This is a genomic window from Micromonospora echinospora, assembly GCF_014203425.1.
GTDB lineage: Bacteria > Actinomycetota > Actinomycetes > Mycobacteriales > Micromonosporaceae > Micromonospora > Micromonospora echinospora_A.
Window position 1 is genome coordinate 5204299 of record NZ_JACHJC010000001.1, and the last position, 24424, is coordinate 5228722.

The window sequence follows — 24424 nt, forward strand, 5'->3', positions numbered from 1 at the left end:
CTAGATCCCCGGAAAATTGCCGCCGGGGCCACCCAGCTCGCGGTGGATGAAATCGAAGATCTCGGCATCGGTGGCGTCGTCGAGGGTGTGCGTGGCCGATTTCTCCTCGACGGGACCACGGTCGTCGCCCCACCGGGCGACGAACGCCTGCAGCTGCACCAGCAGCTTCTGCCGGGTCAGCCGGTCCGGCGCGTCGGCCGCGAAGACACCGTCGAGCCGTTCCAGCTCGGCGAGCAGCGGGGCCGCCGCGGCGGCGCCGTCCTCCGCGAGCCGGTCGCGCAGGTGCCGGGCGAGGGCCGCCGGCGTGGGGTAGTCGAACACCACGGCGGCGGGCAGTTGGACGCCGGTGGCGGCGCGGAGCCGGTTGCGCAGCTCCACGGCCGTCATCGAGTCGAACCCGACCTCGCGGAACGCCCGGTCGGGCTCCAGCCCCGCGTCCCCGCCGTGGCCGAGCACGGTCGCCGCCAGGCCGCCCACGAGGTCGACGAGGACGCCTTCGCGTTCGGCGGGGCTCAGCGGCCGCAGCCGCTCCCGCAGCGCGGTCGCCGCCTCGTCGTCCGCCGGCTGGCGCTCGTCGTCGGCGGGCATCGCCGCGCCCGCCTCCGGGACCCCCGTCAGCAGCGGGCACGGCCGCATCGACGCGAACGTCGGCACGAACCGGTCCCAGCGCACGTCGGCGACGATCAGCCCCGTCTCCGCCCGCAGCGCCTGGCCGAACGCCTCGAGGGCCAGCTCCGGGGGCAGCCCCGGCAGGCCCCGCCGACGCAGCTGCGCCTGCTCGGGCGACTCGGGGTCGTCGCTCCACGGGCCCCACGCCACGGCGGTGGCCGCCAGTCCCCCGTGCCGCCGGTTCGCCGCGAGCGCGTGCAGCAGCGCATCGCCGGCGGACTGGCCGGCCCGGCCGCCCGCGCCCCACACCCCCGTGGTCGAGGTGCACAGCACGAACGCGTCGAGTGGGCGGTGTGCCAGCTCGTCGGCGTACCTGGGGACGTCGCCGACGGTGGCGGCCAGGTCGGCGGCCAGGCCGGCGAGGGTCAGCTCGGCGAGCGGCACCGAGCCGGTCTCGGCCGGGACGTGCACGAGCGCGGTCACCGACCGTTCCTCGGCGGCGAGCTGCTCCATCAGGTCGCCGAGCTTGGCCGTGGCTGGCTCGGCCAGCGGGAGCACCTCGGCGCCGTGGCGTCCCAGCCAGTCGGTGGTGTGCCGGGCGAGGGCGCCGGTCCCGCCGGTGAGCAGGACGGTTCCGTTCGGCCGGTAGCCGTCGCCCGCCGCCGGCAGCCCGGTGTCGCGGACCAGCCGCCGGGTGTGCACGCCGGCCTCCCGGACGGCGAGCTGGTCCTCACCGTCGACGTTGACCAGCGCCCCGACCAGGGCCGCGTACGCCGCCTCGGCCGGGCCCGCCGGTAGGTCGACGACTCCGCCGACGTGCCGGGGGTGCTCCAGCGCGGCGACGAGGCCGAGGCCCCACGTGGTGGCCTGCGCCGGGTGCGCGACCGCTTCCCCGTCGACGGCGACGGCGCCGGTGGTGGCCAGCCACAGCGGTACGGCCGGGCCGGAGCGGCCGGTGTGCGCCTGCACCAGCAGCAGGTTCGCCGCCAGGCCGGTCGGCAGTGCGGTCTGCTCCGGGTGCGGCGCCTCTTCCAACGCCAGCAGGGACAGCAGCGCCGTCGGCTGGTGCGCGGCGGCGAGCCGGTCGAGGTCGGCGGCCAGACCGTCGCGGGTGGCGGTGGCCGGGTCGACGGTCAGCAGGTGCACCGCCGCGGCACCGGCCGTGAGGGTGGCGAGCACCCGGTCGGTGACCTGGTGCGGCGGGGCCACCACCAGCCACGTGCCCGGGTCGGCGCCGGTCAGCGCCCGGCGTTCCCAGGTGACCCGGTACCGCCAGCCGGCCAGGGTGCCGTCGAGCTGCTGGCGACGCCGCCACGACTCCAGTTCCGGCAGCAGCTCGCGCATCGGCTGGTCCGGGTCGAGGCCGAGGCGGCCCAGGTCGCCGTCGGTGACGGCCCGCCAGAACGCGTCGTCGACCGGGTCGGCGGCCGGTGCCGGCAACGTGTCGAGGGTCGGCCAGTAGCGCTGCGGCCGGAACGCGTACGTCGGCAGCTCGGGCAGCAGGCGGGGATCCGGGCGGGGGCCGGCCAGCGCGGCGAGCACCGCCGCCCAGTCGACGTCCCGCCCGGTGCCGTCCACGACGGCCAGCGCGGCGAGCAGGGCGGCCGGCTCGTCGGCGCCGGCGCGCAGCGCCGCCACGGCAGTGCCGTCCTCGTCGCCGGGCAGCAGGCCGGCGGCCATCGCCGTCAGCACCGCCTGCGGTCCGAGCTCCAGGAAGGTGTCCACGCCCGCGTCGCGCAGCGCGGCGATCCCGTCGGCGTACCGGACGGCCTCGCGGACGTGGCGCACCCAGTAGTCGGGCGTACGGATCTCGTCGGGCTCGGCGAGCCGCCCGGTCAGGTTCGACACGATCGGCAGCAGCGGCGCGGCGAACGCCAGTCCGTCGAGGACGGCCCGGAACTCGGCCAGCATCGGCTCCATCAGCGGGCTGTGGAACGCGTGGCTGACCCGCAGCCGGCGGGTGCGCACCCCGCGTTCCCGCCAGAGCCGCTCCAGCCCGTCGAGGGAGTCGACGGCCCCGGCGAGCACCACGGCGGTGGGGCCGTTGACGGCGGCGACGCCGACCCGGTCACCCAGCCCGGCCAGGGACTCGACGACGGCCGCCTCCTCGGCGGCGACGGCGAGCATTCCGCCCCCGGCGGGCAGGGCCTGCATGAGCCTTCCCCGGGCGGCCACCAGCGTGGCGGCGTCGGCGAGGGACAGCACGCCGGCGACGTGCGCGGCGGTGATCTCGCCGATGGAGTGCCCGGCGACGTGCCCGGGCACCACCCCGAACGACTCGACCAGCCGGAACAGGGCCACCTCCAGCGCGAACAGCCCCGCCTGGGTGAAGACCGTCTCGTCGAGCAGCGCCGCCTCGGCGCTGCCTTCGGCCGCGAACAGCACCGGCTTCAGCGGCTGCGGCAGCTGGTGGTCCAGGGCCGCGCAGACCTCGTCGAGGGCCGCCGCGAAGACGGGGAACGTGTCGTACAGCTGGCGGCCGGCGCCGGGGCGCTGGGCGCCCTGGCCGGAGAACTGGACGGCGAGGCCGCCGGCGCGTCGCCGGGCGGTGACCACCGCTGGATGCTCCTCCCCGGCGGCCAGGGCGCGCAGCGCGGCCAGCCGGGTCTCCCGGTCGGCGGCGATCACGGTGGCCCGCCGGCCGAGGTGGGCGCGGCCGTCGGCGAGCGCCCAGGCGACCAGGCCGGCCGGGTCGTCGCCGATCGCGACGCGGTCAGCCAGCCTCCCGGCCTGCTCGCGCAGGGCGGGCAGATCGGCGGCGGAGAACGGCCACGGCAGGGCCACGGCGCGGTGGTCGCGTCGCGCTTCGCCGTGACCCGCGGTCACTTCGAACGCTGCGGTGTCGGCGGCGGCGACCGGCTCCGGGGCCTCCTCGATGATCACGTGGGCGTTGGTGCCGCTGATGCCGAACGAGGAGACGCCGGCCCGGCGGGGTCCGTCCGTGGCGGCCCACGGTCGTGCTTCGGTGAGCAGCGCCAGCGTGCCGGAGGACCAGTCGACGTGCGGGGTCGGCGCGTCGACGTGCAGGGTCTTCGGCAGCACCTCGTGTTGCAGGGCCAGCACCATCTTGATCAGGCTCGCCGCGCCCGCCGCGGCCTGGGTGTGGCCGATGTTCGACTTCACCGACCCGAGCCACAGCGGCCGCTCGGCGGTTCGGTCCCTGCCGTACGTGGCCAGCAGCGCCTGCGCCTCGATTGGGTCGCCGAGGGTGGTGCCGGTGCCGTGTGCCTCGACGACGTCCACGTCTGCGGGGGTGAGGCCGGCGTTGTCCAGCGCGTGCCGGATGACCCGCTGCTGGGCGGGCCCGTTCGGGGCGGTGAGGCCGTTGCTCGCGCCGTCGGAGTTGACGGCGCTGCCCCGTACGACGGCGAGGATCCGGTTGCCGTCGCGCTGGGCGTCGGAGAGCCGCTGGAGCAGCAGGACGCCGACGCCCTCGCCCCAGCCTGTGCCGTCGGCGGCCTCGGCGAACGCCTTGACCCGCCCGTCGGCCGCGAGGCCGCGCTGCCGGGAGAACTCCAGGAACGCGCCCGGGGTCGACATCACCGTCACGCCGCCGGCGAGGGCGAGGTCGCACTCGCCGCTGCGCAGCGCCTGCGCGGCCAGGTGCAGCGCCACCAGCGACGACGAGCAGGCCGTGTCGACGGTGACCGCCGGGCCGTGCAGCCCGAACGAGTACGCCAGGCGGCCCGAGACCACCGACGCGCCGTTGCCGGTCGCCTGGTAGCCCTCCACCTGCGAGCGGGCGCCCAGCAGCAGCGTGGCGTAGTCCTGCCCGTTGGTGCCCATGAAGACGCCGGTGGCGGAGCCGCGTACCCGGTGCGGGTCGATGCCGGCGCGTTCGAAGACCTCCCAGGTGGTGTGCAGCAGCAGCCGCTGCTGCGGGTCCATGGCGAGGGCCTCGCGCGGGTTGATCCCGAAGAACGCGGCGTCGAACCCGACGACGTCGTGCAGGAAGCCGCCGCTGCGGGTGTAGCTGGTGCCGACCCGCTCCGGGTCGCTGTCGAACAGGCCGTCGAGGTCCCAGCCCCGGTCGGTCGGCATCGGCGTGACCGCGTCCACCCCCTCGGCCAGCAGGCGCCACAGCTCCTGCGGCGACGACACGCCGCCCGGGAAGCGGCAGGCCATGGAGACGATCGCGATCGGCTCGTCGGCCGCCGGCCGGGCAGAGGCCACGCCGCCGGTGACCAGGCCGCCGTCCGCGCCGATGACGATTTCGGTACGCAGGAAGCGGGCCAGTTCCGCCGCCGACGGGTGGTCGAAGACCACTGTCGACGGCAGGGTCAGGCCGGTGACCCGGCCCAGCCGGTCCCGCAGTTGCACGGCGGCGAGGGAGTCGAAGCCCAACTCCCGGAACGCCCGGCCGGCGGGCACCTGGTCGGTGGTGGGGTGGCCGAGCACGACCGCCGCCTCCGCGCGGACGAGGTCGACCAGCAGCGCCTCCTGGCCGGTCGTCGGCAGCGTGGCGAGCCGGTTGCGCAGCCCGTCGGTGGCGGCGGCGCTCTCCGGCCGCTGCGGCTCCCCGGCGACGGCGGGGGCGACCCGGTCGAAGAGGTGGCTCGGCCGTGCGGCGGTGAACGCCGTGACGAACCGGGACCAGTCGACGTCCACGATCACCGGGGCCGCCTCGGGGGCGTTCACCCAGCGGCCGAGCGCCGCGACGGCGGCGTCGGGCGCGAGCGGGCTGAACCCGCGGCGGCGCAGGCCGTCGGCGGTCTCCCCGGCGGCCATGCCGTCCTCCGCCCACGGGCCGTACGCCAGCGCGGTGGCGGGCAGGCCCTTCGCCCGGCGGGCTGCGACGAGGGTGTCGAGCAGGGCGTTGCCGGCCGCGTAGCCGGCCTGCCCGCCGCCGCCCCAGACACCGGCGACCGAGGAGAACACCACGAACGCGTCGAGGTCGCGACCCCGGCAGGCGGCGTCGAGGTGCAGGGCGCCGAGCACCTTGCCGGCCAGGGTCTCCGACAGCTCACCGTCGGTCATCTCGTACGCCGGGGTGGTGCCGCCGGACGCCCCGGCGGCGTGCACGACGGCGGTCAGCTCCGGCAGCCCGGAGACCAGAGCCTCGACGGCGGCCCGGTCGGTGACGTCACACCCCACCACCCGCACCGCACCCAACTCGGCCACCAACTCCGCCACACCCGGCACCCCCGGACCCCGCCGCGAAGCCAGCACCACCTCACCGGCCCCGTTCGCCAGCAACCAGCGCGCCACATGCCGACCCAACGCACCCGTACCACCGGTCACCAGCACCGTCCCGGCAGGCCGCCAACCCACACCCACCGGCGGCACGGCCGGCACCAGCCGCCGGCCGAAGATGCCGCTGCGCCGGACGGCCACCTGGTCCAGGGTGCCGTCAGCGAGGACCGCGACGAGCCCGGCGCGGGCGCCGCGGTCGGCGCGGGCGGGCAGGTCGACCAGGCCGCCCCAGCGGTCCGGCTGTTCGAGGGCGACGACCCGGCCCAGGCCCCAGGCCAGGGCCGCCCAGACGTCGTCGACCCGTTCGCCGGCCGTGACGGGCATCGCGGTCCGACTGAGCGCCCACACCCGTCCGGCCAGGCCGGTGTCGGTGAGCGCCCGGACGAGGGTGAGCAGGGCGACCGTGCCAGCGGGCAACGCCGGCGTGTGCGCCGAGGGCCGGTCCTGGCGGGGCAGGACGCAGAGCACCCCGGCCCAGCCGTCCCCGCTGATCCGGCGCAGCCGCTCGCCCAGGTCGGCGCGGTCGAGGGTGGACGACACGGTGAGCGTGTCCACTCGGGCGCCGGCCTGGGTGAGGGTCTTCGCCACGCCCGCGTCGGCGCCGCTGTCGACGGTGACGATCAGCCACCGCCCGGACAGCCTGGTCTTCGGGTTCGGCCGGACCGGCTCCCACCCGATCCGGTACGACCACCCGTCCAGCGCGGTGTCCCGGGACCGGTGACGACGCCAGCGCGAGAGGACCGGCAGGGCCGGGCCGAGCGTGTCCAGGACGTCGGGGTCGTCGCCGAGTTCGGCGGCGAGGGCGGCCAGGTCGCCACGCTCGACGGCGGTCCAGAACTCGACGTCGCCGCCGTCCGGGGCGGCCCGCTTCTCGGCCGTGCCCTCGGGCCAGTAGCGCTGGTGCTGGAAGGCGTACGTCGGCAGGTCGACGCGGCGCGCGCCGGTGTCCGCGAACCACGACTGCCAGGTCACCGGCATCCCGTGCACGTACAGCTCCGCCACGGCGTGCAGCAGCGCGTGCGCCTCCGGACGGTCCCGGCGCTGCACCGCGACGGCCAGCACGGCGTCGTCGCCGGGCAGCACGTCGGCGGCCATCGCGGTCAGCACACTCTGTGGGCCGACCTCCAGGAACGTGTCCACCCCCGCCTCGCGCAGGGCGGTGATCCCGTCGGCGTACCGGACGGCCTCCCGCACGTGCCGCACCCAGTAGTCGGCCGTGCGGATCTCGTCGCCGGCCAGGGCCCCGGTCACGTTCGACACGACCGGCAGCAGCGGCGCGGAGAACGTCAACCCGTCCAGGACCGTGCGGAACTCGTCGAGCATCGCCTCCATCAGCGGACTGTGGAACGCGTGGCTCACCGTCAGCCGGCGCGTCCGCACACCCCGCTCCCGCCAGACCCGCTCCACCTCGTCGAGAGCCTCGACGGCACCGGACACCACCACTGCGGCCGGACCGTTGACCGCCGCGATACCCAGCCGATCGGTCATCCCGGCGAGAGACTCCGCCACCGCAGCCTCGTCGGCCGCCACGGCCAGCATGCCGCCGCCCAAGGGCAACGCCTGCATCAACCGACCCCGCGCGGCCACGAGGACGCACGCGTCGGCCAGGGACAACACCCCGGCCACGTACGCCGCCGTCACCTCACCGATCGAGTGACCAGCCAGCATGTCCGGCACGATCCCGAACGACTCCACCAGGCGGAACAGCGCCACCTCGACCGCGAACAACCCGGCCTGCGTGAACACCGTCTGATCCAGCAACTCCGCCTCGGCGGTGCCCGCCTCGGCGAACAGCACCTCCCGCAACGGGCGCAGCAGCAGCGGGTCGAGGTGTCCGCACACCTCGTCCAGCGCGGCGGCGAACACCGGGAACCCGGCGTACAACTCCCGGCCCATCCCGGCGCGCTGCGCGCCCTGGCCCGAGAAGAGCAGCGCGAGCTGGCCGCGTACGGCGGTGGAGCCGGTCACGACGGTCCCGGAGGGCTCGCCCGCATCGAGGGCCCGAAGCGCGCTGAGCAGGTCGTTGCCGTCGGCCACCACGGCGACGGCACGCTGTTCCAGCGCGGGCCGGGTGGTGACGGAGGACCAGGCCACGTCCAGCGGACGCGGGGCCTCCTCGACGCTCAGCCACCGCGCCCACCGGCCCGCCTGGCCGGCGAGTGCGGCGGCGTCGCGGGCCGACAGCAGCACCGGCACGACCGGCGGCACGTCGCCGGCGACGATCTCGCCCTCGATCGTCTCAGCCGGCGGCTGCTCGATGATCACATGCGCGTTCGTGCCGGAGATCCCGAACGACGACACCGCCGCCCGACGCGGCCGGTCCACCCGCGGCCACGGAGTCGCCTCCGTAGCCAGGGCCACCGCCCCCGCCGACCAGTCCACATGCGGCGACGCCTCGTCCACATGCAACGTCGCCGGCACCAGACCGTGCCGCATCGCCAACACCATCTTGATCACACCGGCCACACCGGCAGCCGCCTGCGTGTGCCCGATGTTCGACTTCACCGACCCGAGCCACAACGGCTCCCGCCCCTGCCGGTCCTGCCCGTACGTGGCCAGGACAGCCTGCGCCTCGATCGGATCACCCAGCGTCGTACCCGTGCCGTGCGCCTCCACCACGTCCACGTCGGACGGCGACAGCCGCGCCGACGCCAGCGCCTGCCGGATCACCCGCTGCTGCGACGGACCGTTCGGCGCCGTCAGACCGTTCGACGCACCGTCCTGATTCACCGCCGTGCCCCGCACCACGGCGTAGATCTTCCGGCCCTCGCGCTGGGCGTCGGAGAGCCGCTGCACCAGCAGCACGCCGACGCCCTCGGACCAGCCGGTGCCGTCGGCGGACGCCGCGAACGACTTGCACCGGCCGTCGGCCGACAGGCCGCGCTGACGGGAGAACTCGATGAACGTCCCCGGCGTCGCCATCACCGTCACACCACCGGCCAACGCCAGGTCGCACTCACCGGAACGCAACGCCTGCGCGGCGAGGTGCAGCGCCACCAGCGACGACGAGCACGCCGTGTCCACCGTGACCGCCGGCCCCTCCAACCCGAAGGTGTAGGCGACCCGACCGGACAGCACGCTGCCGGAGGTGCCGGTCCCGACGTAGCCCTCCACCTCGGTCGGCAGGTCCATGAGCCGGGAGGCGTAGTCGTGGTACATGACACCGGCGAAGACACCCGTCCGGCTGCCCCGCAACCGCTGCGGGTCCAGCCCAGCCGACTCGAACGACTCCCACGACGCCTCCAACAGCAACCGCTGCTGCGGATCCATCGCCAGGGCCTCACGCGGCGAGATCCCGAAGAAGCCCGGGTCGAACTCCGCCGCCTCGTACAGGAAACCACCATGGCGCGTGTACGACGTACCGCTGCGGTTTGGGTCCGGGTCAAACAACGACTCCAGGTCCCAGCCCCGGTCCGCCGGGAACTCGGAGATCCCGTCCCCACCGGCGGCCAGCAACGCCCACAGTTCGTCGGGGGATTCCACCCCGCCCGGGTAGCGGCAGGCCATGCCCACGATCGCGATGGGCTCGTCGGTGCCGACGACCGTGCCGGCGACCGGTGCGGTGGCCGACGCGCGAACGCCGGCCAGCTCCGACCACAGGTGCTCGGCGAGCACGGCCGGGGTCGGGTAGTCGAACACCAGCGTCGAGGCCAGCCGCAGCCCGGTGGCCGCGTTCAACCGGTTACGCAGGTCCACCGCCATGAGCGAGTCGAAGCCCAACTCCCGGAACGCCCGGTCCGCCGGCACCGACTCCGCACCACCGTGCCCCAACACCTGCGCAACGAGGCCCCGTACCAGCACGTCGATATGGGCGCGGCCCTCGTCCTCGGTGAGCCCGGCGAGCCGCTCGGCCCAGCCGCCACCGCCCTGCCCCACCTGGCGGCGGGTGCTGCTCACGCCGATCAGGGTGCGCAGCACGGCCGGCACGGTGCCGCCGGAGGTCGCCGCCCGCAGTGCGGGAACGTCGATCACGGCCGGTACGAGGGCCGGACGGTCGGCGCCCAGCGCGGCGTCGAACAGCTCCAGCCCGACCTCGGCGCTCATCGGCGTCAAGCCCGCCCGCGCGGACCGCGCCCGGTCCGCCTCGTCGATCGAGGCGGCCATGCCGGCGGTGTCCCACATCCCCCACGCCAGACTCACCGCAGGCAACCCGAGCTGCCGCCGGTGGACCGCAAGCCCGTCCAGGAACGCGTTGCCCGCCGCATACGCCGACTGACCCGGCGAACCCAACACACCCGCCACCGACGAGAACACCACGAACAAATCGAGACCAAGACCCGCCGTCGCCTCGTGCAACAGCCAACCCGCCGACACCTTCGGCGCCAACACCCCCGCCAACCGCTCCGCCGTCAGCCCCTCCACCACACCGTCATCCAACACACCAGCCGTGTGCACCACACCCGCCAGCCGACCCCCGGCAACGACCTCCGCCACCAGACCGAACACCTGGTCCCGGTCCGTCACGTCACAGGCCACCACCCGCACCGACGCACCCAACGCGGACAACCGCTCCGACAACTCACCCGCACCCGCAGCCTCCGGACCACGCCGCGACACCAACACCAGCGACCGCACACCATGCGCCGACACCAGATGCTCCGCCACCAACGCACCCAACGCACCCGTACCACCGGTCACCAGCACCGCACCGTCACCCACGACCGGCGTCTCCGCCGCCGTGACGCCGGCCCGGACCAGGCGCGGCGAGTACACCGCACCCCCTCGGACGGCCAACTGGCCGCCGGTCGCGGCCGGTTCCCGCAGGACGCCGTCCAGCAGGGCAACCAGCGCGGCGTCCAGGTCGCCGTCGACGTCCGCGAGGACCATACGGCCCGGGTGCTCCGACTGCGCCGAACGCAGCAGACCCCACACCGCCGCGCTCGCCAGGTCGGTCACCCGGTCGCCGTCGCCGATCGACACCGCGCCCCGGGTCACGACCACGAGCCGCGAGTCCGCCAGGGCATCCGCCGCGAGCCAGGACTGCACCGTCGCCAGCACGTCGGAGGTCACCGCCCGGACCGATTCCGGCGTCGCCGCGCCGGGCGCGGGGAACACCGGCAGCAGCAGCGTCCGGGGGACGGACTCCTCCCCCGCGGCCGTCGCCACGTCGGCGTACGTGGGCATTCCGACGGGTGCCGGCAGCTCCAGGCCGCCGGTCACCAGCGCCCATCCGGAAAGCTCCCCGGCGAGTGCGGCCTGCACGGCCGGCCATCGCAGCTCGAACAGCGACCGCGTGGCCACGCCCGGCGCGGCCACGCCGGTCAGCTCCCGCAGGGCAAGGGAGTCCACCGACACGACCGGCGCGCCCACCTCGTCGTACGCGGCCAGCCGCAGCCCGGAGCCGTCGCGGGTCAGGCGTACCCGCAGCGCCCCCGCTCCCGAGGCGTGCACCTGCACGCCCTCGAACGCGAACGGCACCCGTGGCCCGCCCGGCTCCTCGCCGCCCAGCAGCAGCCCGATCGGGTGCAGGGCGGCGTCCAGCAGCGCCGGGTGCACGCCGAACCCGGCGGCCTCCGTCGCGTCGTCCGGCAGGACCACCTCGGCGTACACCTCGTCGCCGCCGGTCCAGGCACGCCGGAGCCCCTGGAAGGCCGGCCCGTACGTCAGGCCGTGTTCCGCCAGCGTCGGGTACCAGTTCGCCAGGTCCACCTCCGCCGCGCCGGCGGGGGGCCAGGTGACCGGGTCCGGCTCGTCGGCGGTGGAAGGCTCCAGCACGCCCTCCGCGTGCCGGGTCCAGCCCGCCTCGGGATCGTCGTCGGGGCGGGAGTAGACGGCGACGGGACGCTGCGAGGACTCCGACGTGGACACCCGCACCTGGATCCGTACGCCTCCCGTTCCGGGGAGGGCCAGCGGGGCGGCCATGGTCAGCTCCCGCAGCCGGGAGAGGCCCACCTCGTCGCCGGCCCGCACCGCCAGCTCGACCAGGGCGGTGCCCGGCACCAGCGTCAGCCCGGAGACCGTGTGGTCGGCCAGCCACGGGTGCGTGGTCAGGGAGAGCCGGCCGGTCAGCACCATCTCGTCGTCGCCGGCCAGGTCCACCGTCGCGCCCAGCAGCGGGTGCCCGGTGCGGCCGAGCCCGGCCCCGGACACGTCGCCCGTACGCGCCCGGCCGGCGGTGGGCCAGTAGCGCTGGTGCTGGAAGGCGTACGTGGGCAGGTCGACGCGGCGCGCGCCGGTGTCGGTGAACCACTGCGTCCAGGTCACCGGCACGCCGTGTACGTGCAGCTCCGCCAGGGCGTACAGCAGCGCGTGCGCCTCCGGACGGTCCCGGCGCTGCACGGCCACCGCCAGCACGGCCTCGTCATCGGGCAGCACATCGCCGGCCATCGCGGTCAGGACGCTCTGCGGCCCGACCTCCAGGAACGTGTCGATACCGGCGGCCCTCAGGGCGGTGATCCCGTCGGCGAAGCGCACGGCGTCGCGGACGTGCCGCACCCAGTAGTCGGCCGTGCGGATCTCGTCGCCGGCCAGGGCCCCGGTCACGTTCGACACGACCGGCAGCAGCGGCGTGGCAAAGGTGAGGCCGTGCAGGATCGTGCGGAACTCGTCGAGCATCGGCTCCATCAGCGGACTGTGGAACGCGTGGCTCACCGTCAGGCGGCGAGTGCGCACGCCCCGGTCGCGCCAGTGCCGCTCCACCTCGTCGAGGGCCTCGACGGCACCGGACACCACCACTGCGGTGGGTCCGTTGACCGCAGCGACGCCCACCCGGTCGGTGAGCCCGGCGATCGACTCGACCACTGCGGCCTCGTCGGCCGCCACGGCCAGCATGCCGCCGCCCAAGGGCAACGCCTGCATCAACCGACCCCGCGCGGCCACGAGGACGCACGCGTCGGCCAGGGACAACACCCCGGCCACGTACGCCGCCGTCACCTCACCGATCGAGTGACCAGCCACCACGTCGGGCACGATCCCGAACGACTCCACCAGGCGGAACAGCGCCACCTCGACCGCGAACAACCCGGCCTGCGTGAACACCGTCTGATCCAGCAACTCCGCCTCGGCGGTGCCCGCCTCGGCGAACAGCACCTCCCGCAACGGACGCGGCAGCAACGGATCGAGGTGTCCGCACACCTCGTCCAGCGCGGCGGCGAACACCGGGAACCCGGCCGACAGCTCCCGGCCCATCCCGGCGCGCTGCGCGCCCTGGCCGGAGAAGAGCAGGGCGAGCTGGCCGCGCTGGCCGGTGGCGCCGGAGACGACCGTACCGGTGGGTTCGCCGTCGGCGAGGGCGGTCAACGCCGCGACCAGGTCGTCCCGGTCGGCGGCGGTGACGACCGCCCGGTGTTCCAGCGCGGGCCGGGTGGTGACTGAGGACCAGGCCACGTCCAGCGGACGCGGGGCCTCGTCGGCGGTCAGCCAGCGCGCCCACCGGCCCGCCTGGCCGGCCAGGGCCGCGTCGGAGCGCGCGGAGAGCAGCACCGGCACGACCGGCGGCACGTCGCCGGCGACGATCTCGCCCTCAACCACCTCAGCGGGCGGCTGCTCGATGATCACATGCGCGTTCGTGCCGGAGATCCCGAACGACGACACCGCCGCCCGACGCGGCCGGCCCACCCGCGGCCACGGAGTCGCCTCCGTAGCCAGGGCCACCGCCCCCGCCGACCAGTCGACGTGCGGCGACGCCTCGTCCACATGCAACGTCGCCGGCACCAGACCGTGCCGCATCGCCATGACCATCTTGATCACACCGGCCACACCGGCAGCCGCCTGCGTGTGCCCGATGTTCGACTTCACCGACCCCAATAGCAACGGCCGATCCTGCGGACGCTCCTGCCCGTACGTCGCCAACAACGCCTGCGCCTCAATCGGGTCACCCAGCGTCGTGCCCGTGCCGTGCGCCTCCACGGCATCCACGTCCGCCGGGGACAGGCGCGCGTTCGCCAGCGCCTGCCGGATCACCCGCTGCTGCGACGGACCGTTCGGCGCGGTCAGCCCGTTCGACGCGCCGTCCTGGTTCACGGCCGTGCCACGTACCACCGCCAGCACGCGGTGCCCGTTGCGCCGCGCGTCCGACAGCCGCTCCACGAGCAGCACGCCGACGCCCTCGGACCAGCCCGTGCCATCGGCGGACGCCGCGAACGACTTACACCGGCCGTCGGCCGACAGACCACGCTGCCGCGAGAACTCGATGAACGTCCCCGGCGTCGCCATCACCGTCACACCACCGGCCAACGCCAGGTCGCACTCGCCGGAACGCAACGCCTGCGCGGCGAGGTGCAGCGCGACGAGGCTGGAAGAACAAGCGGTGTCGACGGTGACCGCCGGGCCCTCGAGCCCGAAGGTGTAGGCGACCCGACCGGACAGCACGCTGCCCGACGTGCCCGTGCCGACGAAGCCCTCGGCGTCCGGCGGCAGGTCCATCAGGCGGGAGGCGTAGTCGTGGTACATGACGCCGGCGAAGACACCGGTCCGGCTGCCCCGCAGCCGCTGCGGGTCCAGCCCCGCCGACTCGAACGACTCCCACGACGCCTCCAGCAGCAACCGCTGCTGCGGATCCATCGCCAGGGCCTCGCGCGGCGAGATCCCGAAGAAGCCCGGGTCGAACTCGGCCGCCCCGTACAGGAAACCACCATGGCGCGTGTACGACGTACCGCTGTGCTCCGGGTCCGGGTCGAACAGGCTCTCCAGGTCCCAGCCGCGATCGGTGGGGAACTCCGAGATCCCGTCGCCGCCGCCGGCCAGCAACGCCCACAGCTGGTCCGGACTATCGACGCCACCGGGGTAGCGGCAGGCCATGCCCACGATCGCGATCGGCTCGTCGGTGCCGGCGGTGAGCACCGCCGTCTGGCGGGCGGTGATCTGCCCGGAGACCTGCTCGTGCAGGTGGTCGGCGAGCACGGCCGGGGTCGGGTAGTCGAACACCAGCGTCGAGGCCAGCCGCAGCCCGGTGGCCGCGTTCAACCGGTTACGCAGGTCCACCGCCGTCAGCGAGTCGAAGCCCAACTCCCGGAACGCCCGGTCCGCCGGCACCGACTCCGCACCACCGTGCCCCAACACCTGCGCGACCAGACCTCGCACCAGCACGTCGACCTGGGCGCGCGCCTCGTCGGGCGCCAGGCCCGCGAGCTGGTTGGCCCAGTCGCCGCTCCGCGCGGCCCGTCGCCGGGCCGCCGTCGACCCGATCAGGGTACGCAGCACGGCCGGCACCGGGCCGGCGCCGAGCGCTGCGCGCATCGCCGGCACGTCGATCACGGCCGGCACCAACGCCGGCCGCTCCGCCACCAGGGCGGCGTCGAACAGCTCCAACCCGATCTCGGCGCTCATCGGCGTCAGACCCGCCCGCGCGGACCGCGCCCGGTCCGCCTCGTCGATCGAGGCGGCCATGCCTGCCGTGTCCCACATCCCCCACGCCAGACTCACCGCAGGCAACCCGAGCTGCCGCCGGTAGACCGCAAGCCCGTCCAGGAACGCGTTGCCCGCCGCATACGCCGACTGACCCGGCGAACCCAACACACCCGCCACCGACGAGAACACCACGAACAGATCCAGATCAAGACCCGCCGTCGCCTCGTGCAACAGCCAACCCGCCGACACCTTCGGCGCCAACACCCCCGCCAACCGCTCCGCCGTCAGCCCCTCCACCACACCGTCATCCAACACACCAGCCGTGTGCACCACACCCGCCAGCCGACCCCCGGCAACGACCTCCGCCACCAGACCGAACACCTGGTCCCGGTCCGTCACATCACAGGCCACCACCCGCACCGACGCACCCAACGCCGACAACCGCTCCGACAACTCACCCGCACCCACAGCCTCCGGACCACGCCGCGACACCAACACCAGCGACCGCACACCATGCACCGACACCAGATGCTCCGCCACCAACGCACCCAACGCACCCGTACCACCGGTCACCAGCACCGCACCGTCACCCACGACCGGCGTCTCCACCGACACCGGGGCGACCGCGCGCACCAGACGCGGCACGAACACCGCACCCGCACGCACCGCGACCTGACCGCCGTGCGTCGACGGCTCGTCGGCCACCGTGGTCAGCACACCCAGCAGCCCGGCATCCACGTCACCGTCCACGTCCGCCAGCACGATGCGACCCGGGTGCTCCGACTGCGCCGACCGCAGCAGACCCCACACCGCCGTACCGGCCAGGTCCGACACCCGGTCGTCCGCCGCCACCGACACCGCGCCCCGCGTCACCACCACGAGCCGCGACTCCGCCAGCGCATCGGCTGCCAGCCAGGACCGGACGGTCGCCAGCACCTCCGAGGTCGCCGCGCGTACCGCGTCGGGGACGGCCGTCTCCGGCCCGTCGAGCGGCAGCAGCAGCGCCCTCGGTGCGACCGTCCGGCCGGCGTCGACCGCCGCGACGAGCGCCTCGACGTCGCCGTACGCCGGCAGGTCGGCGGTTGCCGGCGAGCCGACCAGCGCCCACCCGGAGAGGTCCCCGGTGGCGGCGATCTCCTCGGCCTGCCAGGTGAGTTCGAACATCGCGCGGGCCGCCGCGCCCGCCGCGGTCACGCCGGTCAGCTCGCGCAGGGCGAGGGAGTCGACCGAGACCACGGCCGCGCCCGACTCGTCGCACGCGACCAGACGCACCGCCGAGCCCGTACGCGACAGCCGCACCCGCAGCACCCGCGCGCCCGAGGCATACACCTGCACACCCTCGAACGCGAACGGCACCCGCGGCCCACCCGAACCCTCCGCACCCACCAGCAGCCCGATCGGATGCAGCGCCGCATCCAGCAGCGCCGGGTGCACACCGAAGCGCGCCGCCTCCGTCGCCACCTCATCCGGCAACGCCACCTCGGCGAACACCTCGTCGCCGCCCGTCCACACCCGGCGCAGCCCCCGGAACACCGGCCCGTACGCCAGGCCACGCTCCGCAAGCACCGGATACCAGCCCGCCACGTCCACCTCGGACGCACCGACCGGCGGCCACTCCCCCACGCCCGGCTCGTCGGCCGACACCGGCTCCAGCACACCCTCCGCATGCCGCACCCAGTCAGCCTCCGGATCACCCTCGGACTGCGAGTGCACCGCCACGACCCGGGTGCCGGTCTCGTCGGCCGCACCGACGCGCACCTGCACCCGCACCGCGCCGGACTCCGGCAGCACCAGCGGCGCGGCCACGGTCAGCTCCCGCACCCGCGACGCGCCCACCTCGTCGCCCGCCCGGACCGCCAACTCCACCAGAGCGGCACCGGGAACGACCACCACACCGGACACGACGTGGTCGGCGAGCCACACGTGGGTGGTGAGGGACAGCCGGCCTGTCAACACCACCATGTCCTCGCCCGCCACGGAGACCGCCGCGCCGAGCAGCGGGTGCCCGGCCACGCCGAGGCCCGCCCCGGACACGTCGGCGGTACGCGTCTGGCCCGCGCCGAGCCAGTACCGCTGGTGCTGGAAGGCGTACGTCGGCAGGTCGACCCGGGCGGCGCCGGCGTCGGTGAACCACTGCGTCCAGGTCACCGGGACGCCGTGGACGTGCAGGTCGGCGAGGGCGTGCAGGAGTGCCTGCGCGGCGGGCCGGTCCCGGCGCTGGACGGCCACCGCGAGCGCGTCCTCGGCGAGCAGGTCGGCGTTCATCGCGGTCAGGACGCTCTGCGGGCCGATCTCCAGGAAGGTGTCGACCCCGGTGGCCCGCAGGGCGGCGATGCCGTCGGCGTAGCGGACGGCCTCCCGCACGTGCCGCACCCAGTACTCGGCGCGGGTGATCTCCTGCGGGTCGGCGAGCGCGCCGGTCAGGTTCGACACCACCGGCAGCAGCGGCGCCCGGAACGTCAGCCCCGCCAGGACGGCGCGGAACTCGTCGAGCATCGGTGCCACCAGCGGGCTGTGGAACGCGTGGCTGACGGTGAGCCGGCGCGTACGCACACCCCGGTCCCGCCAGACCCGCTCCACCTCGTCCAGGGCCTCGACGGCACCGGACACCACCACTGCGGCCGGACCGTTGACCGCCGCGATACCCAGCCGATCGGTCATCCCGGCGAGAGACTCCGCCACCGCAGCCTCGTCGGCGGCCACGGCCAGCATGCCGCCGCCCGTAGGCAACGCCTGCATCAACCGACCCCGCGCGGCCACGAGGACGCACGCGTCGGCCAGGGACAACACCCCGGCCACGTACGCCGCCGTCACCTCACCGATCGAGTGACCAGCCACCACGTCGGGCACGACCCCGAACGACTCCACCAGACGGAACAGCGCCACCTCGACCGCGAACAACCCGGCCTGCGTGAACACCGTCTGATCCAGCAACTCCGCCTCGGCGGAACCCGACGACGCGAACAGCACCTCCCGCAACGGACGCGGCAGCAACGGATCGAGGTGTCCGCACACCTCGTCCAGCGCGGTCGCGAACACCGGGAACCCGGCCGACAGCTCCCGGCCCATCCCGGCGCGCTGCGCGCCCTGGCCGGAGAAGAGCACGGCCAGCTGCGTACGCGTCGCGCCCGTGCCGGTGACCAGGGTGGCGGCCGGCTCACCGTCGGCGAGGGCGCGCAGCCCGGCCAGCAGTTCGTCCCGGTCCGTCGCGGTGACCACCGCGCGGTGCTCCATGACGGCCCGGCTGACGGTCGACGACCAGCCGACGTCGAGGGGGCGCAGTTCCTCGTCGCCGGCGATCCAGCGGGCCCAGCGCTCCGCCTGGGCCGCGACGGCGGCCTCGGAGCGGGCCGACAGCAGCACCGGCGACGGCAGCTGCCCGGCGGTGGGCGTCGGCGCGCCCTCGCCCCGGGTCGGCTCCGCCTCGGCGGGCGGCTGCTCGATGATCACATGCGCGTTCGTGCCGCTGACGCCGAACGACGAGATCGCGGCGCGACGGGGGCGGCCCGCCGCGGGCCAGTCGCGGGCCTCGGTGAGCAGGGAGACCGCCCCGGCGCTCCACTCGATGTGCGGGGACGGCTCGTCGACGTGCAGCGTCGACGGCAGCTCGCCGTGCCGCATCGCCATGATCATCTTGATGATGCCGGCCGCCCCGGCGGCGGCCTGGGTGTGGCCGATGTTCGACTTGACCGAGCCCAGCCAGAGCGGCCGGTCGGCGGGCCGGTCCTGCCCGTACGTCGCCAGCAGGGCCTGCGCCTCGATCGGGTCGCCCAGGGTCGTGCCGGTGCCGTGCGCCTCGACGGCGTCCACGTCGGCGGTGGTGAGCCGGGCGTTCGCGAGGGCCTGCCGGATGACCCGCTGCTGCGACGGGCCGTTGGGGGCCGTCAGCCCGTTCGACGCGCCGTCCTGGTTCACGGCGCTGCCCCGTACCACCGCCAGGATCCGCCGGCCCTCCCGCTGCGCGTCGGAGAGTCGTTGCACGAGCAGCACGCCTACGCCCTCGGACCAGCCCGTGCCGTCCGCCGACGCCGCAAAGGACTTGCACCGGCCGTCGGCCGACAGGCCCCGCTGCCGGGAGAACTCGATGAACGTCCCCGGCGTCGCCATGACGGTCACGCCGCCGGCCAGGGCGAGGTCGCACTCGCCGCCGCGCAGTGCCTGCACCGCGAGGTGCAGCGCGACCAGCGACGACGAGCACGCCGTGTCGACAGTGACGGCCGGGCCTTCGAAGCCGAAGGTGTACGCCACCCGGCCGGACAGCACGCTGCCGGAGGTGCCGGTGCCGAGGTAGCCGCCCACGCCCTCGGGCAGGTCCTGCACGCCGGAGGCGTAGTCGTGGTACATCAGGCCGGCGAAGACGCCGGTCCGGCTGCCGCGCAGCCGCGACGGGTCGAGGCCGGCCGACTCGAACGTCTCCCAGGACGCCTCCAGCAGCAGCCGCTGCTGCGGGTCCATGGCGATCGCCTCGCGCGGCGAGATGCCGAAGAAGTCCGGGTCGAACTCGGCGGCCCCGTACAGGAAGCCACCGTGGCGGGTGTACGACGTCCCGGGGTTGTCCGGGTCGGGGTGGAAGAGCCGGTCGAGGTCCCAGCCCCGGTCGGTGGGGAACTCGCCGATGCCGTCGGCGCCGGCGGCGACCAGGTCCCACAGCTGCTGCGGGTTCGTCACGCCGCCCGGGTAGCGGCAGGCCATGCCCACGATGGCGATCGGCTCGTCGACGTTTGTCGCCCGCACGGCCTGCTGCTGCGCGGCGACCTGGCCGGACAGCTGCTCGTACAGGTGCTCCGACAGGGCAGCGGGGGTCGGGTAGTCGAAGACGAGCGTCGACGTGAGCCGCAGTCCGCTCGCGCTGTTGATCCGGTTGCGCAGCTCGACAGCGGTCAGCGAGTCGAAGCCCAGTTCCCGGAACGCCCGGTCCGCCGGCACCGCCTCGGCGCCGCCGTGGCCGAGGACCTGCGCGATCATTCCGCGCACCAGCAGCGCCACCTGCGTACGCGCCTCCTGCGGGTCGAGGCCGGCCAGCCGGTCGGCCCACGCGCCGGTGCCGGAGCGGCGGCGCTTCGCGGCCGGTCCCACCAGGCCCCGCAGCATCACCGGCACCCGGCCGGCGGCGGTCTGCGCCCGCATGGCGGGTAGGTCGACCACGGCCGGCACCAGCGCCGCGCCGCCGTGGGTCAGGGCGGCGTCCCACAGCCCGAGCCCGACGGGGGCGGTCATCGGGACCAGGCCGGCCCGGGTCACGCGGGCCCGGTCGGTGTCGTTGATCGACGCCGCCATGCCGTCGGTGTCCCACATGCCCCACGCGAGGCTGACGGCGGGCAGCCCGCGCTGCGCCCGCAGCACGGCGAGGGCGTCCAGGAAGGCGTTGCCGGCCGCGTACGCGGCCTGGCCGGGAGAGCCGAGCACCCCGGCGACGGAGGAGAAGAGCACGAACAGGTCGAGGTCCAGCTCGGCGGTCGCCTCGTGCAGCCACCAGCCCGCCGTGACCTTCGGGGCCAGCACGTCCGCCAGCCGGTCGGCGGTGATCCCGCTGACGATGCCGTCGTCGAGGACGCCGGCGGTGTGGACCACCCCGGCCAGGCGGTCGTCGGCGGTGATGGACCGGACCAGCTCGCCGACGCGCTCGCGGTCGGTCACGTCCGTGGCGACCACGCGGGCGGTCGCGCCCAGCGCGGCCAGCCGCCGCACCAGTTCGTCGGCGCCGGGGGCGGCCGGCCCCTGCCGGGACACCAGCACCAGCGAACGCACGCCGTACGCGGTGACGAGGTGTTCGGACACCAGGGCGCCCAGCGATCCGGTGCCGCCGGTCACCAGGACGGTTCCCCCGTCGAGGGTCGCCGGGGTCCGCGCGGCGCCCGTGGCGCGGACCAGCCGCGGCAGGTACGCCGTTCCCGAACGCACCGCGACCTGCCCGCCGAGGGCGGGGTCGTCGGCGGCTGCGGCGAGCAGGGCCAGCAGGTCGGCGTCCAGGTCGGCGCCGGGTTCCAGGTCGGCCAGCACGAGCCGGCCGGGGTGCTCCGACTGGGCCGAGCGCAGCAGGCCCCAGACCGCCGCCCCCGCCAGGTCGCTGACGCGGTCGTCGGCGCCGGTGGCCACGGCGCCGCGGGTCACGACGACCAGCCTCGAGTCCGCCAGCGGCTCGGCCGCCAGCCACGCCTGCACCGCGCCGAGGACGTCCGTCGTGACGGAGCGCACCGCGTCGGGCACGTCCGTCCCGGAGGTCGCCGGGGTGACGGGTAGCAGCAGCGCCGCCGGGGCGGTGCCGTCCGTCGCCGCCGTGGTCAGAGCGGCGACGTCGGCGTACGCCGGGAGCTGCGGCGCGCCGTCGAGCGGGCGGTCACCGAGCACGGCCCAGCCGTACGCGCCGTCGGGCGCGGCGATCTGCTCGGGCTGCCAGGAGACCTCGAACAGGGATCGGTACGCCTCGTCCGGCGCGGCCGCCAGGCCGGTCATCTCGCGCAGTGCCAGCGAGTCCACCGACACCACGGGCACGCCCGTCTCGTCGGCGGCGACCAGCCGCACCGAGTTGCCGGAGGCGGTGAGGCGGACCCGGAGCGTCCGGGCGCCGACGGCGTGGACCTGCACACCCTCGAACGCGAACGGCACCTGGGGCCCGCCGCCCGACTGGTCGGCGGGCAGCAGCCCGACGGGGTGCAGGGCGGCGTCCAGCAGCGCCGGGTGCACCCCGAAGCCCGCCGGGTCACCGGTGACCTCGTCGGGGAGGGCGACCTCGGCGAACACCTCGCCGTCGGCGGTCCACGCCCGGCGCAGGCCCCGGAAGACCGGCCCGTACGCGAGCCCGTGCTCGGCGACCGTCGCGTACCAGCCGGTGACGTCCACCTCGGACGCGCCGGGTGGCGGCCAGGCGCCCAGGGTGGGCTCGTCGGCAGTGGGGGCGCCGACGAGGCCGTCGGCGTGCCGGGTCCAGCCCGACTCGGAGTCGTCCTCGGGCTGGGAGTGCACGGTCACCGAGCGGCTGCCGGTCCCGTCGACGGGACCGACCCGGACCTGGACCCGTACCCCGCCGCCGGTGGCGGGCAGCACGAGCGGGGCGAGGACGGTCAGCTCACGGACACGGGAGGCACCGACCTCGTCGCCCGCCCGGACGACGAGGTCCACCAGGGCGGTGCCCGGCACGACCACGGCGCCGGAGACGACGTGGTCGGCGAGCCACGGGTGCGTCGACACCGACAGCCGGCCGGTCAGCACCACCATGTCCTCGCCGGCGACCGACACCGCCGCGCCGAGCAGCGGGTGCCGCGCCACGCCGAGGCCGGCCCCGGAGACGTCGGCGGACTGGCCGGTGGGCGGCAGCCAGTACCGCTCCCGCTGGAAGGCGTACGTGGGCAGGTCGACCCGCCGCGCGCCGGTCTCGGCGAACCACGACTGCCAGGTCACCGGCACGCCGTGCACGTGCAACTCGGCCAGGGCGTGCAGCAACGCCTGCGCCTCCGAACGGTCACGGCGCTGCACAGCCACCGCCAGCACGGCCTCGTCATCGGCGAGCAGGTCGGCGTTCATAGCGGTCAGCACGCTCTGCGGGCCGACCTCCAGGAAGGTGTCAACCCCGGCAGCCCGCAGGGCGGCGACCCCGTCGGCGTACCGCACAGCCTCGCGCACGTGCCGCACCCAATACTCCGGCGTGCAGATCTCATCGCCAGCCAGGGCACCGGTCACGTTCGACACGACCGGCAACAACGGCGCCGCAAACGCCAACCCACCCAGAACCGCACGGAACTCATCAAGCATCGGCGCCATCAACGGACTGTGGAACGCGTGGCTGACGGTGAGCCGGCGGGTACGCACCCCCCGATCCCGCCAAACCCGCTCCACCTCGTCCAACACCTCAACCGCACCCGACACCACCACGGCGGCAGGCCCGTTGACAGCGGCGATGCCGGCGCGGTCGGTCAGCCCCGCGATCGACTCCACCACCGCCGCCTCATCAGCGGCCACCGCCAGCATCCCGCCACCGGTCGGCAACGCCTGCATCAACCGACCCCGCGCCGCCACGAGGGCGCACGCATCCGCCAGGGACAGCACACCCGCGACATGCGCCGCCGTCACCTCACCGATCGAATGACCGGCCAGCATGTCGGGAACAATCCCGAACGACTCCACCAGGCGGAACAACGCCACCTCGACCGCGAACAACCCGGCCTGCGTGAACACCGTCTGATCCAGCAACCCCGCCTCAGCGGAACCCTCCGACGCGAACAGCACCTCCTTGAGCGGACGCGGCAACAACGGATCCAACTGCCCACACACCTCGTCCAACGCGGCGGCAAACACCGGGAACAGGGCGGACAACTCCCGGCCCATCCCGGCACGCTGCGCACCCTGACCCGAGAACAGCAGCGCCAGCTGGCCGCGCTGGCCGCCCGGGCCGGTGAGCACGCCGGCCGAGAGCTCGCCCGCCGACACGGCTTCGAGGCCCGCCAGCAGTTCGTCCCGGCTCGCCCCGGACACGACGGCCCGGTGCTCCAGTACGGAGCGCGACGCCACCGACGACCACGCCACGTCGAGCGGGCGCGGGGCCCCGGTGCCGCCGAGCCACTGCGCCCAGCGGCCGGCCTGCGCCGACAGCCCGGCCGCGTCGCGGGCCGACAGCAGCAGCGGCAGCACCGCCGGCACGCGGGACGGCTCGTCACCGGTGACCGGCTCGTCGCCGTCGGCCGGCTCGTCCGCGTCGGTCGGCGTGGGCGGCTGCTCCAGGATCAGGTGCACGTTCGTACCGCTGATGCCGAACGACGACACGGCGGCCCGGCGCGGCCGGTCCACCGCCGGCCAGGGGCGCGCCTCGGTGAGCAGGGAGACCGCGCCGGCGGACCAGTCCACGTGGGGGGTCGGCTCGTCGAGGTGCAGGGTCCGTGGGAGCAGGCCGTACCGCATCGCCTGCACCATTTTGATCATGCCGGCGACGCCGGCGGCGGCCTGGCTGTGGCCGATGTTCGACTTGATCGAGCCGAGCAGCAGCGGCCGGTCGGCGGGGCGGCCCTGACCGTACGTGGCCAGCAGGGCCTGCGCCTCGATCGGGTCGCCGAGCGTCGTTCCCGTGCCGTGCGCCTCGACCGCGTCCACGTCGGCCGTGGTCAACCGGGCGTTCGCGAGGGCCTGCCGGATCACCCGCTGCTGGGCGGGGCCGTTGGGGGCGGTGAGGCCGTTGGACGCGCCGTCCTGGTTGACGGCGCTGCCGGCGAGCACGGCGAGCACCTGGCGGCCCTGCCGCCGGGCGTCGGAGAGCCGCTGGACCAGCAGCACGCCGACGCCCTCCGACCAGCCGGTGCCGTCGGCGTCGGCGGCGAAGGACTTGCAGCGCCCGTCCGGGGCGAGG

At 75.0% G+C, this 24424-nt stretch carries 1 protein-coding gene (cut by a window edge); it reads right to left on the minus strand.

From position 1 onward, the window contains the following. A protein-coding gene (locus FHU28_RS23685) for a type I polyketide synthase (protein WP_184686656.1) crosses the window boundary here: on the minus strand, positions 1–24424 show its 3' portion. It continues 5414 nt past the right edge of the window; the window shows 24424 of its 29838 coding nt (coding positions 5415–29838); its start codon lies beyond the right edge, outside the window — the gene reads right to left on this strand; its stop codon occupies positions 1–3.